This window comes from Nocardia sp. NPDC057440 (assembly GCF_042802915.1).
Lineage (GTDB): Bacteria > Actinomycetota > Actinomycetes > Mycobacteriales > Mycobacteriaceae > Nocardia.
The window spans coordinates 101,117-117,799 of record NZ_JBHVDF010000014.1; the positions used below are offsets into that span (position 1 = coordinate 101,117).

Consider the following 16,683-nt stretch of genomic DNA (forward strand, 5'->3'; position numbering starts at 1 on the left):
ACCCCACCCCCCCCCCCCCCCTCCCCAACACCACCCCTCCCTCCCCCACGCTCACCAAGGGGGCCGCGAACACGCAGCGCCGAAGGCGCTGCAAATGAACACAGCATTACCGCAACTTCGCAAGCTTGCTAGGTCGCGTTGTGAAGAACCCTGCGAAGGGGCCTTCTGTGTCAGAAGCATCGTCGGGGCCGGGTACCTTAGGCCAATGTTCTCGAAAGTCTTGGTTGCCAACCGCGGTGAAATCGCGATCCGGGCCTTCCGCGCGGCCTATGAGCTCGGCATCGGAACCGTCGCGGTTTTCCCCTACGAGGACCGCAATTCGGTCCACCGGTTGAAGGCGGCCGAGTCTTACCAGATCGGTGAAGAGGGCCACCCGGTCCGGGCGTATCTCTCCATCGAGGCGATTATCGAGGCCGCCAAGTCGGCGGGCGCCGACGCGATCTATCCCGGCTACGGCTTCCTGTCCGAGAACCCTGACCTGGCTGCCGCCTGTGCGCGTGAGGGCATCACCTTCATCGGTCCTTCGGCGGAGGTGCTCGAGCTGGCTGGAAACAAGGCGCGCGCCATCGCGGCGGCGAAGGCGGCCGGGTTGCCGGTGCTGCGCTCCAGTGAGCCGTCGGCGGACGTCGAGGCACTGGTCGAGGCCTCCGAGCAGCTGGACTACCCGATTTTCGTGAAGGCGGTCGCCGGTGGCGGTGGTCGCGGCATGCGCCGCGTCGCCGCCCCCGAGCACCTGCGTGAGTCGATCGAGGCGGCATCGCGGGAGGCCGAGTCGGCCTTCGGTGATCCGACGGTGTTCCTCGAGCAGGCCGTGGTGAACCCGCGTCACATCGAGGTGCAGATCCTGGCCGATCAGCACGGCAACGTGATGCACCTGTTCGAGCGGGACTGTTCGCTGCAGCGGCGGCACCAGAAGGTGATCGAGCTCGCGCCCGCGCCGAATCTGGATCCCGCACTGCGCGAAAAGATCTGCGCCGACGCGGTCGCCTTCGCTCGGCAGATCGGCTACAGCTGCGCGGGCACTGTCGAGTTCCTGCTCGACGAGCGCGGTCGTCACGTCTTCATCGAAATGAACCCGCGTATTCAGGTCGAACACACGGTGACCGAGGAGATCACCGATGTGGACCTGGTGCAGTCGCAGCTGCGTATCGCGGCAGGGGAGACCCTCGAGCAGCTCGGCTTGAGCCAGGAGACCGTGCAGATCCGCGGCGCGGCGCTGCAGTGCCGCATCACCACCGAGGACCCGGCCAACGGTTTCCGTCCGGACACCGGCCGTATCACCGCCTACCGCACCCCCGGCGGCGCGGGAATTCGTCTGGACGGCGGTGCGAACCTTGGCGCCGAGGTCGGCGCCTACTTCGACTCCATGCTGGTGAAGCTCACCTGTCGAGGCCGCGATTTCGAGACCGCGATCGCGCGGGCCCGGCGCGCGGTGGCGGAGTTCCGAATCCGCGGCGTGGCAACCAACATTCCGTTCCTGCAGGCGGTGCTCGACGACCCCGATTTCCGTGCGGGCCGGGTCACCACCTCGTTCATCGAGGAGCGCCCGCAGCTGCTGACGCTGCGCGGGTCGGCCGACCGCGGCACCAAGATCCTCACCTATCTGGCCGATGTCACCGTGAACAAGCCGCACGGTGAGCGACCGACGACGGTCTATCCGCATGACAAGCTGCCCGCGCTCGATCTGACGGTGCCGCCGCCCCCGGGTTCCAGGCAGCGGTTGCTGAGCCTCGGCCCCGAGGGTTTCGCGCGCGCGCTGCGCGAACAGAAGGCTGTCGGCGTCACCGACACCACCTTCCGTGACGCGCACCAATCGCTGCTGGCCACCCGGGTTCGGACCAACGGCCTGCTCGCGGTAGCGGGGCATGTCGCGCGGATGACCCCTGAGTTGCTGTCCATCGAGGCATGGGGCGGCGCGACTTATGATGTGGCGCTGCGCTTCCTGTACGAGGATCCGTGGGAGCGGCTGGCCGCGCTGCGCGAGGCCGTGCCGAACATCTGCCTGCAGATGCTGCTGCGTGGCCGCAACACCGTCGGCTACACCCCGTACCCCGAGCGGGTGACTCGCGCATTCGTGTCCGAGGCCACCGCGACCGGCATCGATATCTTCCGCATCTTCGACGCGCTCAACAATGTCGATCAGATGCGCCCCGCCATCGATGCGGTGCGCGAAACCGGCACCGCCATCGCCGAAGTCGCGATGAGCTACACCGGTGACCTGTCCAACCCGGACGAGACCATCTACACCCTCGACTATTACCTCAAGCTGGCCGAGCAGATCGTGGACGCGGGCGCACACGTTCTCGCGATCAAGGACATGGCAGGTCTGCTGCGTGCCCCCGCTGCCGCCACCTTGGTGACCGCGCTGCGCCGTAACTTCGACCTGCCGGTGCACGTGCACACCCATGACACTCCCGGCGGCCAGCTGGCCACCTATCTCGCCGCCTGGCAGGCCGGCGCCGACGCGGTCGACGGCGCCAGCGCCGCCATGGCGGGCACCACCAGCCAGCCCGCGCTGTCGGCGATCGTCGCCGCCGCCGCGCACAGTGAGTACGACACCGGTCTGAACTTGCAGAACGTCTGCGATCTGGAGCCGTTCTGGGAGGCACTGCGAAAGGTGTACGCGCCCTTCGAGTCCGGGCTGCCCGCCCCGACCGGTCGCGTCTACACCCACGAGATCCCCGGCGGTCAGTTGTCGAACCTGCGTCAGCAGGCGATCGCGCTCGGGCTCGGTGACCGGTTCGAAGAGGTCGAAGCGAAATACGCGGCGGCAGATCGGCTGCTCGGTCGCCTGGTGAAGGTGACCCCGTCGTCGAAGGTGGTCGGCGACCTCGCGCTCGCGCTGGTCGGCACCGACGTCGATATCGACGACTTCGCCACCGACCCTGGCCGCTATGACATTCCCGATTCGGTCATCGGCTTCCTGCGTGGAGAACTTGGCACGCCGGCAGGCGGCTGGCCGGAACCGTTCCGCAGCAGGGCACTGGCAGGTCGGGGACCCGCGAAACCGGAGACCCCGCTGACGGCCGGGGACGAGGCCGGGCTCGCCGGGTCCTCGCAGGACCGCAGGGACACGCTGAACCGGCTGTTGTTCCCCGGCCCCACCGCCGAATTCCTCGCGCACCGCGAGCAGTACGGCGACACCTCGGGCCTGTCGGCCAACCAGTTCTTCTACGGCCTGCGCCGCGGCGACGAGCATCGGGTGCAATTGGAGAAGGGCGTGACTCTGCTCATCGGTCTGGAGGCCATCTCCGAGCCCGACGAGCGCGGTATGCGCACGGTGATGTGCATCCTCAACGGCCAGTTGCGTCCTGTCGCGGTTCGCGACCGGTCCATCGCCAGCGAGATCCCGGCCGCGGAGAAGGCGGACAAGACCAACCCGGGCCATATCGCCGCTCCGTTCGCGGGTGTGGTGACTCTGGCTGTGTCGGAAGGTGATTCGATCGGCGCGGGTGACACCATCGGCACCATCGAGGCGATGAAGATGGAGGCCGCGATCACCGCGCCGCGCGCGGGCACGGTCGGGCGGATCGCGATCGGCCGGGTGCAGCAGGTCGAGGGCGGCGATTTGCTCGTCGAGTTGGTCGTGCGCGAGTCCGCGGGCGAATGACGCGGATCGTCGCGGGAACAGCGGGCGGGCGGCGGCTACGGGTGCCGCCCGCGGGCACGAGGCCCACCTCCGACCGGGTGCGTGAGGCGCTGTTCAGCGCGCTGGAGGCCAGGATGGACTTCGACGGCGTGCGCGTGCTCGATCTCTACGCGGGTTCAGGCGCACTCGGCCTCGAGGCGCTGTCGCGTGGCGCACGGCATGCGCTGCTGATCGAATCCGACCGCAAGGCCGCGGCGATCGTGCGCGGCAATATCGCCGACCTCGGCCTGCCCGGCGCGGAACTGCGTGTCGGCGCGGTCACGGCCGTCTTGGCGCACGCAGGCGCCGGTGACTACGACCTGGCGCTGTCCGATCCACCGTATGACTTGGACACCGCCGCGGTGACCGACGATGTCCGTGCCCTTGCCGAGCGCGGCTGGCTCGCGCCCGGCGCGCTCGTCGTGGTGGAACGCTCCATCCGCTCGCCCGAGATCGATTGGCCCGCAGGGTATGTCCCGGCGAAGGTGCGCAAGTACGGCGAGACCAGGATCGAGCTCGCGGAATTCGCCTGCGGGCCGCCTGCTAGCGTTTGAGCTATGGCAGGAGCGTTGTGCCCGGGCTCGTTCGACCCGGTGACCAATGGGCATATCGACGTCTTCAACCGGGTTTCGGCCCAGTTCGACGAGGTCGTGGTGACCGTCATGATCAACAAGAGCAAGAAGGGCATGTTCAGCGTCGAGGAACGCATGGAGATGCTGCGCGAGGCCACCGCGCACTTGCCGAATATCCGGGTGGAGTCGTGGTACGGCCTGCTTGTCGATTTCGCGCGGGAGCAGGGCATCACCGCGATCGTCAAAGGCCTGCGCGACGCGAGCGACTTCGGTTACGAGCTGCAGATGGCGCAGATGAACAAGAAGCTCTCCGGAGTCGACACCTTCTTCATCGCCACCAACCCGTCGTTCAGCTTCCTGTCCAGCTCTCTGGTCAAGGAAGTGGCGACCTTCGGCGGCGATATCACCGACATGCTTCCGCCTTCGGTCCACAAGCGCCTGCTCGACCGCCTCGCCGAGCAGCGCAGCTGAGTCGTCCGCGTCTTCAGGCCGGCTCAGACGCGGTAGCAGTGGCGTTGGCGGCAGGCCGTGAGGCGATCGGTCGGTTAGCTGGTTCCCGGTGAGTTACCCATGTACTCACGAAACCAGTTCCTAGAAGACCAAATCGCGCAGCGCCAGGAAGCGCATTCCGCCGACTACGGCGGTGATTGCGAGGATGGCGCCGGCTTCTGCGGCGCCGCCGATGCCGGGTGTCCAGACATCGAGGGCGGCCAGCCCCGCTGTGGTGATGCCGAGGCCGATCAGCGCCAGGCCGCCGCCTTCCCACTGTGCGGTGAACCAGCCGACCCGGCCGGATGCGTGGAAGGTGAGCTGACGGTGCAGCTCGTTGGCGATGATGGTGCTGACGATCGACCCGACCACGTTGGCGATCAGGGGACCGATGCCGTGCATCGCGAAGAACAGCAGGACGTAGGCGATATTGCTCGATCCGCCGACCAGTGCGAAGCGGATCAGCTGGGCGAAGGGACGGTCGCCGCGCAGGTACTGCATGAGCTGTTCGAACCGGGGGGCAACCGATGCTGCCGACCGCAGTACCGGGTACGGGCCAACCCAGGGGGTGTAGATGCTGGCGGCCGCCGGTCGCGGGATTTCCAGAACAGTCATTGTCTTTCCGATCGAACAGAGCCTTTGGTTGGGACAACAGCGATGGTCATCGCTTTCCTTCCCGCCGACTTCTCACGCAAGTTCCTTGGTTACTGCTTGTTCAGTATGTACTGAACAATTGGAACTTGTCAATCATCAGCTTCCGGATGTCCAGCCTTCGGCGTCCTCCTGTCCCACTGTCCCGGTGGGGGCCTGGGATTCGCTTACGAAGATCTTGTTGCGACCTTCTGGATAAATGTAACACCAAGTGGAGGTATATCCTCCACTTGATTTTGTGGCGTGCGAGACACTGGCACGACACACCGGAGGATGGCTCGGTACTTACGGTGACGAGGGGCACACTGGGCTTCGGTGAGAAAGTTCGCCGTAGTCCGCAGGAGAGTGGGGTAGTGAGCATGTATCGCGTATTCGAAGCACTCGACGAGCTGGTCGCCATCGTCGAGGAGGCGCGCGGCATCCCGCCGACCCGCAGCTGCCTTGTACCGCGCGGTGACGTGCTCGAGCTGCTCGACGACGTGCGTGACGCGTTGCCCGGCGAACTCGACGACGCCCAGGACGTGCTCGATCATCGCGACAAGATCGTCTCGGACGCCCGTTCGGCCGCCGAGACGACGGTGACAAGCGCCGATGAGCAGGCCCGTGAGACCCTCGAATCCGCGCGCGAAGAGGCTGATCGGATCCTCGCCGACGCCAAGGCGCATGCCGATCGCATGGTGGCCGAGGCGAGCGCGCACGCCGATCATCTGGTGAACACCGCTCAGGCCGAGGCCGACCGCGTCGTCGCCGACGGCAATGCGGAATTCGAGGCCGTCACCGGCCGGGCCCGCGCGGAATCCGAGCGCATGGCCGAGGCGGGCCAGGCCTCCTATGACCGCTCGGTCGCGGAGGGGCAGGCCGAGCGGGATCGCCTTGTCACACAGACCGAGGTGGTGCGGGCCTCGCACATCGAGTCGGCGCGCGTGATCGACGCGGCGCACGCGGAGGCCGACCGCATGCGCGACGAGTGTGACCACTACGTCGACAGCAAGCTCGCCGAGTTCGAGGAGACCCTCGACACCACCCTGCGTCTCGTCGGTCGTGGGCGTCACCAGCTGCGTTCCGGCGCGGGTGCGCCGGACTATGCGGGGGACTATCGCCACTAGCCGCCTACCGGCAGGACGGCGGTGGCGTTTTGGGCTTCGGGTGACCCCTCGCGTATTGTGGTGTGGTTGCCCATTTCCCTTCGAACGTGAGTGAGTTTCGTGATGTCCGCCGGTTCCGGTTCTGCCTCGCGTCCCTCTGCGGCTGCGCGCCGCAATCCGGACGCGTTCTTCGTGCTGGACACTCGCAGCCTGGGCCGTCGCCCAGGAACGATGCAGGAGTTCCATCGCATCGTCACCACGAAGGATCGAATCGGGCTGGACCTGATCGCCATACCGGCGGGCTCCGATGTCGAACTCGACCTGCAGGTGCAGGCGGTATCCGAGGGTGTGCTGGTCACCGGAACGGTGGCGGCGTCGACGGCAGGGGAGTGCACGCGCTGCCTGGAACCGTTCGCCGGCGAGGTCGAGCTCAACCTGACCGAGCTGTTCGCCTACCCGGACAGCGCGACCGAGCAGACCACAGAGGACGACGAGATCCACCGTCTGATCGACGACACGATCGACCTGGAACCGGTGATCATCGACGCCATCGGTCTCGAACTTCCGTTGCAGCCGTTGTGCTCGCCGGACTGCGCGGGACTGTGCTCGGAATGCGGTGTACGGATGGCGATTGCGGGTTCTGGCCATGGGCATGAGATACTTGACCCTCGCTGGGCCGGGTTGGCGAAGTTCGCCACCGAGTCGCCCGGCAGTGGCAGCCCCGATTCGGGTGCCGCCGACCCCGATCATTAAGACCCGGATCAGCAAGACCGATCTGTGAACTGGCAAGCAATAAGACAAGAGGAGAAGTAGTCGTGGCCGTTCCCAAGCGCCGGATGTCCCGTTCCAACACCAGGTCGCGGCGCAGTCAGTGGAAGGCCACCGCGCCGACCCTGATCACGTGCCCGAACCGCGCCTGCGGCGAGAAGACCCTGCCGCACATTGCGTGCCCCTCCTGCGGCACGTACAAGGGCCGCCAGGTTACCGCCGCTGTCTGATCGTTCGACCTGTCGTATCGACGTGACCGTCAGTAAGGACGAACCGGGCCTAGCCGGTGATCATGACCGGCTGCTCGCCGCGCTCGGCGTCGGCGTGCAGCCGGATTTGTTGCGCCTCGCGCTGACCCACCGGTCCTACGCCTATGAAAACGGTGGACTGCCGACCAATGAGCGCCTGGAATTCCTCGGCGACTCGGTCCTCGGCCTGAGCATCACCGAGCGGCTGTACCACGAGCACCCGGAGAAGTCCGAGGGCGAACTGGCAAAGCTGCGGGCGAGCGTGGTGAACATGCACGCACTCGCCGAGGTGGCGCGCGGGCTGGGCGAAGGCGGCCTCGGCGTGCACTTGCTGCTGGGTAAGGGCGAAGAGCTCACCGGCGGCCGGGACAAGCCGAGCATCCTCGCCGACGGTATGGAGTCGCTGCTCGGCGCGGTGCATCTCGAGCACGGCATCGATGTGGCGCGCGAGGTGGTGCTGCGGCTGTTCGCCGACCTGCTCGAGCGCGGTCCCCGAATGGGGGCGGGCCTCGACTGGAAGACCAGCCTGCAGGAGCTCACCGCCGAACGCGGTCTCGGCGTGCCCAGCTACGAGATCACTTCGACGGGTCCCGACCACGACAAGGAATTCACCGCGACCACGGTGATCGGTGGCCGCCCGTACGGTTCCGGTATCGGCCGATCCAAGAAGGAAGCGGAGCAGAAGGCCGCGGGCGCCGCCTACCAGGCGCTGACCGCCGAAGCCTGACGTGCCCGAACTCCCCGAGGTCGAGGTCGTGCGGCGGGGACTCGCCGAGCACGTGGTCGGCCATGCCGTCGAATCGGTGACGGTGACTCACCCTCGTTCGGTGCGTAGGCACCTCGAGGGTCCGGCAGACTTGGCCGCCAGGATGACCGGTCTGCGCGTGGCCGCGGCCGAGCGCCGCGGCAAATACCTGTGGCTCACCTTCGACGATCCCGACACCGCATTGGTCGTGCACCTGGGGATGAGCGGGCAGATGCTGGTGCAGCCCGCCGATACTCCGGTGGAGAAGCACGCCCACATCCTCGCCACCCTCGACGACGGCACCCAGTTGCGCTTCGTCGATCAACGCACCTTCGGCGGCTGGGCCCTCGCACCGCTGGTCACAGTCCATGGCACGCTGCTGCCCGAGCCCGTCGCGCACATCGCTCGCGACCCGCTGGATCCGCTCTTCGACTCCGAGTCCGTGGTGTCCACGCTGCACGCCAAACACAGCGAGATCAAACGGCTGCTGCTCGACCAGTCCGTGGTTTCCGGTATCGGCAATATCTATGCCGACGAATCCCTGTGGCGAGCCAAAATACACGGCAACAGGCCGGCTTCCGGACTGACCAGACCCGCCCTGCGCACCCTGCTCGCCGAGGTCGGCGTCGTAATGGGCGAGGCGCTCGCCGCGGGCGGCACCTCGTTCGACGCCTTGTATGTGAATGTGAACGGTCAATCCGGCTACTTCGAGCGCTCGCTGGCCGTTTATGGCCGCGAGGACGAACCGTGCCGCCGCTGCGGCGCGGCGATCCGTCGTGAGCGTTTCATGAACCGCTCGTCCTATTCCTGCCCCCGCTGCCAGCCGAAGCCTCGCCCCCGGACACGCTAGCGAGCTACGGTTCTTCTAGGCGGTTCGGGAGTCGCGCCCGGCCGTGGAGGAAGGACATATGCGCAAGCTCACCTACTACGTCGCATCGACCATCGATGGATTCATCGCCACCGAGGACGGCTCGGTCGATTTCTTCCCGGTGGGAGGTGATCACGGTCCGGCGATCATCGCGCAGTACCCGGAAACGCTGCCGACGAAGGTGCGGGAGTCCCTCGGCATCGACAAGCGCAACCGCTACTTCGACGCGGTGCTGATGGGGCGCAAGACCCACGACTTCGGAGTCAGGACCGGGACCTCGAGCCCGTATGCGCACCTGCGGCAGTTCGTCGTGTCGACGACGTTGCCGGAGAGTCCCGATCCCGCGGTGGAGCTGATCTCCGCCGACCCGCTGGCGAAGGTGCGTGAGCTCAAGCGCGAGGACGGTCTCGGGATCTGGCTGTGCGGCGGTGGTGAGCTCGCCCAGGTGCTGCTGCCGGAGATCGATCAGATCTTCCTCAAGCTGTATCCGGTGGTGCTCGGTCGGGGCCGGTCGCTGTTCGGTTCCGGTCCGCGGCTGCCCGACGCGGCCAGGTTCCGGATGATCACCAGCCGGGTGTTCGAGGACGGGGTGGCCTTCATGAAGTACAGCAGGATTCGATAGCCGCTGTGGCAGACCATGATCCGATCGCCGAATCGGACCCGAGTGGTGTGCCGGGTCCGGTGGAGGCGCTGCGCGAGATCGGTTTCTGGCTGGAACGTTCGCGGTCGCAGACACATCGAGTGAAGGCCTACCGGCGCGCCGCCGACATTGTGGCGGAGCTGCCTTCCGATGAACTGTCCGCGCATCGGGCAGCGCACAGCTGGCGTGACATCGCCGGTATCGGACCGAAGACCGCAGCCGTGATCGAGCAGGCGTGTTCCGGCGCGATGCCGCAGTATCTGCTCGATCTGCGTGCGGCCGCGCAGCCCATCGGTGTGCCGGGCAAGGCGCTGCGAGCCCGGTTGCGCGGCGATCTGCACACCCATTCCGACTGGTCCGACGGTGGCAGCCCGATCGCGGAGATGATGGGCGTCGCGGCGGCGCTCGGCCACGAATACTGTGCGCTCACCGACCATTCGCCACGGCTGACCGTCGCCAATGGGCTCTCGGCGAGCCGGTTGCGTCGCCAGCTGGACGTCATCGCGGAATTGAACGACCAGCTGGCGCCGTTTCGCATCCTCACCGGCATCGAGGTGGACATCCTCGACGACGGCGCCCTCGACCAGGACGCCGATCTGCTCGCCGCGCTCGATATCGTCGTCGCCAGTGTGCATTCGCACCTGCGCGCCGACAGCGAGACGATGACCAAGCGGATGGTCTATGCCGTGGCCAACCCGAATGTCGACGTGCTCGGGCACTGCACAGGACGACTCGTCGAGGGGTCGCGCGGCACCCGTCCCGAGTCGACGTTCGACGCTGAGGTCGTGTTCGAGGCCTGCCGCCACTACGGCACCGCCGTCGAGATCAACAGCCGCCCCGAACGCCGCGACCCGCCGTCCCGGCTGATCCGGCTCGCGGTCGAGATGGGTTGTGATTTTTCCATCGACACCGATGCGCACGCGCCCGGCCAATTGGACTGGCAGGGCTACGGCTGCGAGCGAGCGGTCGCGAATGGCGTTGCGGCGGAGCGGGTTATCAATACATGGCCGTTGGATGACCTGCTGGCCTGGACCAAGTCGGCGTGACACCCGGACGGGTTTGCGTCGCTGTCCGCAGCGTAATTCCGGCGCGGCAGATCGGCTCGATCGCGGCACCCTGACCACGCGTCGCGGGTGGCCGCCGGGTTAACTGTTGTCGAATAATGGTGCCGTCCATGGGCCGATCGCCGATCTCACCCGAAAATGGTTGGTACGACGATCTCTTGGGGAGTGGATTTTCTGGTGGGCGGCGACTTTCCGGTCGAGATCGTGCTGGCGATCATCGCAATCCTGTTGTCGGCTGGTGCTTTCTTGTGGGAGTTCGTCTTCGTGGGGCGCAGGCAGCTCGGCTACCGGGTGCAGATGGATACGCCTGTCACCGGTGAGATCGAATCGGTCTTCCCCGGGGTGCTGCCGCAGCTTCGCCCGGATCTGGACGGTTCCAGTCCGGAGCTGAAAGATCTGTCTGTGGTCTTGGTCCGCATCGAGAACAGCGGTGCCACGACCATCGACAGCCGCGACTATCAGGCCCCCGATGTCGGCCGGGTCGGCCTGCACCTGCATTTTCCGCAGCGCCGAGTCATCGGCATGGCGGTGACCGAGCTGAGCGAACCTGGCCTCGCCGACAGTCTGGACCGCGACTCGGGAATCGCGGTGCGGGAGGACATGATCGGGCACATCGGCGTGATCGACCTGCCGAAGGTGTCGTTGAACCGTGGCGATCACTACAAGATCCTGGCCATCCTGCAGCGCTCCGAAGGGACGGGGGAATACCGCGCGCCGGTGCTGCAAGGCGGTATCAAGGGCGGGACGGTCACCGAGACCCAGAGTCGTACCGGCGCGTCCCGAGTGATGCTGGCGCTCACCGCTTTTCTGGTGCTGGTGATCGTCGTCCAGCTCGTCGTCGCCGCGGTCGAGCCGGATCCGACACCGCTGGACTGTGCCGCGGGCAAGCTCACGCTGGTCGGGTCGTCCGCGTTCGCCCCCGTCATCCTGGATGCTGCCGCGCAGTACCGGAAGCGCTGCACCGGAGCCGAATTCACCTTCGCCTTCGAGGGCACCGAACGCGGCCTCGACCGGCTCATCGAGGAGGGCAAGAACAACCGCGAACTGCTGGCGATCACCGACGGGCCGAAGGGCGAGGGGTACGCGGCATTGCTCAAGCGACCACTCGGATTGTCGTTGTTCACCATGGTCGTGCACAAGGACGTGGGTGTCCGCAGCCTGACGGCCGCACAGATCGAGGACATCTACCAGGATCGCATCACCAACTGGCGCGACGTCGGCGGACCGGATCTGCCGATCGTCCTGGTCAATCGCATCCCCGGTTCCGGGACCAGGAATACCTTCGAACGGCGACTGCTGACCCAGCCACAGGTCATCCGTTCCCACGTGAGCTGTAAGGCGCTGGAGGACCTCCCGCCGCCGGATGCCGCGCATTGCGACGTACAGGTCACCAAGGACATGCTGCAAGCCGTCGCGGACCTGCGCGGCGCGATCGGCTACAGCGAGTTCTCCGAGGCGACGAGGGTGGGGGTGCCGACCGTGGCGATCAATGGCGTCGCCGCGTCCCGTGACAGTGCGATCGACCGCACGTACCCGTTCTGGGGGATCGAATTCGCCTACAGCTATGGGGAATTGCCCGGCGACTCGCTGGCGGCCGCTTTCCGGCGCTATCTGACCGACGAGGCGGGGCGGAATGTGCTGACCGCACACGGCAATGTGGCCTGCGGTGATCTGCCGGATCCGACTCGATGCCAGCCGGATGTGTGAGGGCGAGGTCCCCGGGTGTCACAGCCGCGGCGGCTGTGTCGTCTCCAAGGTGCAGGAGTAAGCACCGAGGAGAGGACGAACACCGTGGCACGAATGAATATGGCCGAGGTTGCCCCCGAGATCTACCACGCCTGGTTTGCCGCGGAATCGGCGATCCGCCGTGGCCCGTTGGATGCGACGATCCGCGAGTTGGTGAAGATCCGCGGCTCGCAGATCAACGGCTGTGTGTATTGCATCGATATGCACACCACCGATGCCCGCCTGGCAGGCGAAACCGAGAAGCGGATCTTCCAGCTCGACGCCTGGCGGGAATCGGCGTTGTACACCGAGCAGGAGCGTGCGGCGCTAGCCTATGCCGAGGCGGTTACCAAGCTCGGTGAGCATGGCGTGAGCGATGAGATCTGGGCGGATGTCGAGAAGCACTTCGAGACGGGCGCGCGCGCCGGTCTGGTAGCGATCACCGCGATGATCAACCTGTGGAATCGGATCGGTGTGCCGCTGCGGATGCAGCCCGAGTTGCCCTGAGGCCGGTAACCCGGCCGAGCGCTTGCTCGGTCGGGCCCAAAATTGGGACCGGCTGCGTGGTTTGAATAGTTGATCATGAGGTACGTCTCTGTCGGCCCCCCTGCTCGCGCCCCGGCGCGACCAGGCCAACCAAGCCCTGATGGACGGCGGTGCAGGCATTGTCTCCACCTCCGCCGCGGCGGCCGCCACGTTCGGCGCCCAGTGCTCCGAGTGCTGGGTGGATGCGAGTGCCAACGGTTGCTTGGAAGGATGGTCATGAGTCAACGGTTATCCGCGCCCAGCTCGGCGCCGATTGCGTCTTCGGATCTGCTGTCGGTCGACCACGTCGGTGAGCGATTCCGCATCGCGATGGTTGTTCCCCCGTATTTCGACGTGCCGCCCAAGGCGTACGGCGGCGTCGAGGCGGTCGTCGCGGATCTGGTCGATGCGCTGGTCGCCCGCGGCCACGACGTGACACTCATCGGCGCGGGTGAACCCGGCACCAAGGCCAAGTTCGTCCCGGTGTGGGATCGGGCGCTGCCCGAGCGGCTCGGCGAGCCGTTTCCGGAAGTAGTCCATGCGCTCAAGTCGCGACGGGCCATCGAGCACATCGCCGCCACCTCGGGTATCGACGTAGTGCACGACCACACCTTCGCAGGACCCCTCAACGTGCCCGCCTACCAAAAGCTCGGACTACCGACAGTGGTGACGGTGCACGGCCCGGTCGAGGACGATTCCTATCGGTACTACCGCGAACTCGGCAACGAGGTCGCGCTCGTGGCGATCAGCGATCGGCAGCGCACACTGGCGCCGGACTTGAATTGGGTTGGGCGCGTGCACAACGCGCTGCACGTGGACCAATGGCCATTCCGCGCGGACAAGGGCGACTACGCGTTGTTCCTCGGTCGGTTCAACGAGTGCAAAGCACCCCACCTCGCGCTGGAGGCCGCGCACGCGGCCGGTATTCCGCTGGTGCTCGCAGGCAAATGCAGTGAACCGCCGGAGCAGGCGTACTTCGAGAAGGAGGTGCGACCGCTGCTGACCGAGCACGATCATGTTTTCGGGCTCGCCGACGCGGCGGCAAAACGTAAGCTGCTCTCCGGTGCGCGTTGTCTGCTGTTCCCCATCCGCTGGGAGGAACCGTTCGGCATGGTGATGATCGAATCGATGGTCTGCGGCACTCCGGTGGTCGCGCTGCGCGGCGGTGCGGTCGACGAGGTGATCGTCCACGGCGTGACCGGCTGGATCTGCGACGATCCGGCCGAGCTACCCGCGGCGATCGCTCAGGTGGGCGAGCTGGATCCGGCCGCATGCCGGGCGCATGTCGAGGCGAAGTTCGGCGCCGACACGCTCGGTTACGGCTACGAGCAGGTCTACCAGCGGCTACTGCGGCAAGGACGCAAGGCCCGAGCCGCCCGCTGGGGCGACGAGACCATTCCGGTCCGGGTCCCGGCGAGCGAACTGGCATGACAGCAGAGATCGGCGCGGCGCCGAACTCCGAATCGCAGAGCCCACGACCGTTGAACTCCGGCGAGCCCACCGGCCTCGGCGGCTGCGATAGTTCGGTGACGCTGGTCGAGGGCGCGACGTTCTGTCTGTCGAACCGGCTCGGCGATGTCGAGCCGGGCCGTCCGCACGGTCTGTTCTTCCGGGATGCCCGCGTCATTTCGCGCTGGGAGCTGCTGGTGGACGGCAAGCCCGCCGAACCGCTTTCGGTGCTGAGCCCCGAAGCGTTCGCGGCGCGGTTCGTGCTGCGAAGACCGCCGCAGGCGGGGCTGGCCGACAGCACGCTGCTCGTGGTGCGCGAGCGGCTCATCGCCGATGGGATGCACGAGATACTGACGCTGGAGAATATGGGCCGCGAACCAACGGCTGTCACGTTGGAACTGCATGTCGACGCCGATTTCGTCGATCTGTTCGCGGTCAAAGAAGGCCGGGCCGGGCACGGGAGGGCCGATGTAGCGGTGGCCGAAGGCGAGCTGTTGCTGCACGATCGCATCGATCGGATGCGTGGGCTCTCGGTCACCGCGACTGTCGAACCCGCGGTATTGCCCGGCACGTTGGTCTGGCGGGTCGTGGTGCCGCCAGGGGAGAGCTGGCAGACCGAGATCATCGCCCAGCCGACCGTGGGAAACCAGCGTGTCCAAGCGCCGCTGGCACCGGGTGAGCATCATGGGCTCAGCGCACCGAGCCGCAAGATCGAGGCGTGGCGCGATACCGCGACGAAGATCGCCGCGCACGACCCGCTGCTCTCCCAAGTGTTGCGGCGCTCGGAAAGTGATCTCGGCGCCTTGCAGATTCACGACGAAACCGGCGAGGGCAGGCCGTTCGTCGCCGCGGGGGCCCCGTGGTTCATGACGCTGTTCGGTCGCGACAGCCTGTTGACCGCATGGATGGCGCTGCCGCTGGAGGTCGACCTGGCGCTGGGCACGCTGCAACAGCTGGCCGAATTGCAAGGGCAGAGAGTCGATCCGCTCACCGAGGAGGAACCCGGGCGGATCATGCACGAGATGCGCCGCGGCCCGGCGAGCGGACAGGCGCTCGGCGGCAACATCTACTACGGAACTGCCGACGCCACACCACTTTTCGTGATGCTGCTCGCCGAATGCCATCGGTGGGGCGCGGATCCCGATGCGATCAAGGCCTTATTGCCCGCCGCCGACGCCGCGGTCGGCTGGATAACCGAGTACGGCGATCGGGACGGCGACGGTTTCGTCGAGTATCGCAGGGCCACCGATCGAGGTCTGATCAACCAGGGCTGGAAGGACAGCTTCGACGGAATCAACGATGCCGCAGGGCATCTCTCCGAGGCCCCGATCGCACTGTGCGAGGTGCAGGGCTATGTGCACGCCGCGTTGCTCGCGCGGGCGGAGCTCGCCGACGCTTTCGGTGAGCTCCGCGCCGCGGGCCTGCTGCGCGAGCGGGCCGCCGAGCTGCGCGGCAAGTTCGCCGAGCAATTCTGGCTGGCCGACAGAGGCTGGTACGCGGTGGCGCTGGACGGCGGCAAGCGCCAGGTCGATGCGCTGACAAGCAATGTGGCGCACTGTCTCTGGGCCGGGATCGCTACCGACGAGCATGCCGCCGAGTTGGTGCGGCGGTTGTCCGGCGCGGACATGGACACCGGTTTCGGGTTGCGCACGCTGTCGTCATCGATGGGCGCCTACAACCCGATGAGCTATCACTGCGGGTCGGTGTGGCCGCACGACACCGCCATCGCCGTCGCCGGGCTGTTCCGGTATCGGCAGGTCCCCGGTGCGGTGGAGTTGGCGACGCGCATCGCGGGCGGATTGCTCGATGCCGCATCGGCTTTCGGCGGTCGACTGCCCGAGCTGTTCTGCGGATTTCCGCGTGATCAGTTCGCGGTGCCGGTGCCGTACCCGACCTCGTGTTCACCGCAGGCATGGGCGAGTGCGGCGCCATTGTTGCTGGTGCGCTCCTTCCTCGGGCTCGACCCGAATGTGCCCGCCCGCACCCTCACGCTGCATCCACAATTGCCGCCGGAGTGGGGCCGGATCTCACTGACCGATCTGCGCCTCGGTTCGGTGACCGTCGATCTGGAGGCGGAGGGCACACAGGTGATCTCAGTGCGGGTGCCCGAGGACTGGCAGGTGGTCACCCGCTGATTTCCGCCGCGGGGCAAGCCTCGGTCCGCAATGCTCGTTGTGGGGTCGCGTGTTCCGGCTCGGCAGGTGTCGGTGGAACGACGGTCCGGGT

15 protein-coding genes are annotated in these 16,683 nt (G+C 66.7%); 14 read left to right on the forward strand and 1 reads right to left on the reverse strand.

All coding sequences use genetic code 11. From position 1 onward, the window contains the following. Positions 1-205: 205 nt before the first annotated feature. The 3 genes from ACFU4Z_RS26315 to coaD are packed head-to-tail and all read left to right on the forward strand — an operon-like array spanning position 206 to position 4,671. Positions 206-3,610: a pyruvate carboxylase gene (locus ACFU4Z_RS26315; RefSeq protein WP_379067841.1), complete on the forward strand. Its 3,405-nt coding sequence runs from the start codon at positions 206-208 to the stop codon at positions 3,608-3,610. Continuing rightward, positions 3,607-4,182: a 16S rRNA (guanine(966)-N(2))-methyltransferase RsmD gene (gene rsmD, locus ACFU4Z_RS26320; RefSeq protein WP_379067544.1), complete on the forward strand. Its 576-nt coding sequence runs from the start codon at positions 3,607-3,609 to the stop codon at positions 4,180-4,182. The genes ACFU4Z_RS26315 and rsmD overlap by 4 nt, the downstream gene beginning before the upstream one ends. A 3-nt stretch (positions 4,183-4,185) precedes the next feature. Beyond that, entirely contained in the window at positions 4,186-4,671 is a 486-nt protein-coding gene (gene coaD, locus ACFU4Z_RS26325) for a pantetheine-phosphate adenylyltransferase (protein WP_379067546.1), read from the forward strand. A 120-nt stretch (positions 4,672-4,791) separates the two neighbouring features. On the opposite strand, the gene ACFU4Z_RS26330 is transcribed toward coaD, so the two are convergent. After that, positions 4,792-5,304, reverse strand: coding sequence for a GtrA family protein (locus tag ACFU4Z_RS26330; RefSeq protein ID WP_379067548.1), 513 nt, complete (start codon positions 5,302-5,304; stop codon positions 4,792-4,794). A 395-nt stretch (positions 5,305-5,699) separates the two neighbouring features. On the opposite strand from ACFU4Z_RS26330, the gene ACFU4Z_RS26335 reads away from it, so the two are divergent. From ACFU4Z_RS26335 to ACFU4Z_RS26385, 11 genes are all read left to right on the forward strand, one after another. Continuing rightward, positions 5,700-6,446, forward strand: coding sequence for a DivIVA domain-containing protein (locus ACFU4Z_RS26335; protein ID WP_379067844.1), 747 nt, complete (start codon positions 5,700-5,702; stop codon positions 6,444-6,446). 102 nt (positions 6,447-6,548) lie between these two features. Beyond that, on the forward strand, positions 6,549-7,178 hold the full coding sequence (locus ACFU4Z_RS26340; RefSeq protein WP_379067550.1) for a YceD family protein: 630 nt from the start codon (positions 6,549-6,551) through the stop codon (positions 7,176-7,178). A 62-nt stretch (positions 7,179-7,240) separates the two neighbouring features. Further along, positions 7,241-7,423, forward strand: coding sequence for a 50S ribosomal protein L32 (gene rpmF / locus ACFU4Z_RS26345; RefSeq protein ID WP_014987105.1), 183 nt, complete (start codon positions 7,241-7,243; stop codon positions 7,421-7,423). Between the two features lie 22 nt (positions 7,424-7,445). Further along, the gene (gene rnc / locus ACFU4Z_RS26350) at positions 7,446-8,168 is read left to right on the forward strand and encodes a ribonuclease III (RefSeq protein ID WP_379067552.1); all 723 of its coding nucleotides are present in this window, start codon (positions 7,446-7,448) and stop codon (positions 8,166-8,168) included. Position 8,169: 1 nt separating this feature from the next. Continuing rightward, positions 8,170-9,036 (forward strand): bifunctional DNA-formamidopyrimidine glycosylase/DNA-(apurinic or apyrimidinic site) lyase, encoded by an 867-nt coding sequence (gene mutM / locus ACFU4Z_RS26355; protein WP_379067554.1) that lies wholly within the window; start codon positions 8,170-8,172, stop codon positions 9,034-9,036. Between the two features lie 58 nt (positions 9,037-9,094). Next, positions 9,095-9,676, forward strand: a complete 582-nt coding sequence (locus ACFU4Z_RS26360; protein WP_379067556.1) for a dihydrofolate reductase family protein — start codon at positions 9,095-9,097, stop codon at positions 9,674-9,676. A 5-nt stretch (positions 9,677-9,681) separates the two neighbouring features. Then, positions 9,682-10,740 carry a PHP domain-containing protein gene (locus ACFU4Z_RS26365; protein ID WP_379067558.1) on the forward strand — a complete coding sequence of 353 codons (1,059 nt, stop codon included), beginning with the start codon at positions 9,682-9,684 and terminating at the stop codon, positions 10,738-10,740. A gap of 183 nt (positions 10,741-10,923) precedes the next feature. After that, a complete protein-coding gene (locus ACFU4Z_RS26370) occupies positions 10,924-12,465 on the forward strand; it encodes a PstS family phosphate ABC transporter substrate-binding protein (protein WP_379067560.1) in 1,542 nt (513 codons plus the stop codon). 93 nt (positions 12,466-12,558) lie between these two features. Then, a complete protein-coding gene (locus ACFU4Z_RS26375) occupies positions 12,559-12,990 on the forward strand; it encodes a carboxymuconolactone decarboxylase family protein (RefSeq protein ID WP_379067846.1) in 432 nt (143 codons plus the stop codon). A 348-nt stretch (positions 12,991-13,338) separates the two neighbouring features. Continuing rightward, a complete protein-coding gene (locus tag ACFU4Z_RS26380) occupies positions 13,339-14,439 on the forward strand; it encodes a glycosyltransferase family 4 protein (RefSeq protein WP_379067849.1) in 1,101 nt (366 codons plus the stop codon). Next, entirely contained in the window at positions 14,436-16,592 is a 2,157-nt protein-coding gene (locus ACFU4Z_RS26385; protein WP_379067562.1) for a glycogen debranching N-terminal domain-containing protein, read from the forward strand. Before ACFU4Z_RS26380 ends, ACFU4Z_RS26385 begins: the two co-directional genes overlap by 4 nt. The last annotated feature ends 91 nt before the right edge of the window (positions 16,593-16,683 follow it).

Coding starts and splice junctions, on each gene's coding strand:
- rsmD (WP_379067544.1), top strand. CDS start 3,607: ATGACGCGGATCGTCGCGGGAACAGCGGGCGGGCGGCGGCTACGGGTG.
- ACFU4Z_RS26385 (WP_379067562.1), top strand. CDS start 14,436: ATGACAGCAGAGATCGGCGCGGCGCCGAACTCCGAATCGCAGAGCCCA.
- ACFU4Z_RS26340 (WP_379067550.1), top strand. CDS start 6,549: ATGTCCGCCGGTTCCGGTTCTGCCTCGCGTCCCTCTGCGGCTGCGCGC.
- ACFU4Z_RS26330 (WP_379067548.1), bottom strand. CDS start 5,304: ATGACTGTTCTGGAAATCCCGCGACCGGCGGCCGCCAGCATCTACACC.
- ACFU4Z_RS26360 (WP_379067556.1), top strand. CDS start 9,095: ATGCGCAAGCTCACCTACTACGTCGCATCGACCATCGATGGATTCATC.
- ACFU4Z_RS26335 (WP_379067844.1), top strand. CDS start 5,700: ATGTATCGCGTATTCGAAGCACTCGACGAGCTGGTCGCCATCGTCGAG.
- ACFU4Z_RS26375 (WP_379067846.1), top strand. CDS start 12,559: ATGAATATGGCCGAGGTTGCCCCCGAGATCTACCACGCCTGGTTTGCC.
- ACFU4Z_RS26380 (WP_379067849.1), top strand. CDS start 13,339: ATGGTTGTTCCCCCGTATTTCGACGTGCCGCCCAAGGCGTACGGCGGC.
- ACFU4Z_RS26315 (WP_379067841.1), top strand. CDS start 206: ATGTTCTCGAAAGTCTTGGTTGCCAACCGCGGTGAAATCGCGATCCGG.
- coaD (WP_379067546.1), top strand. CDS start 4,186: ATGGCAGGAGCGTTGTGCCCGGGCTCGTTCGACCCGGTGACCAATGGG.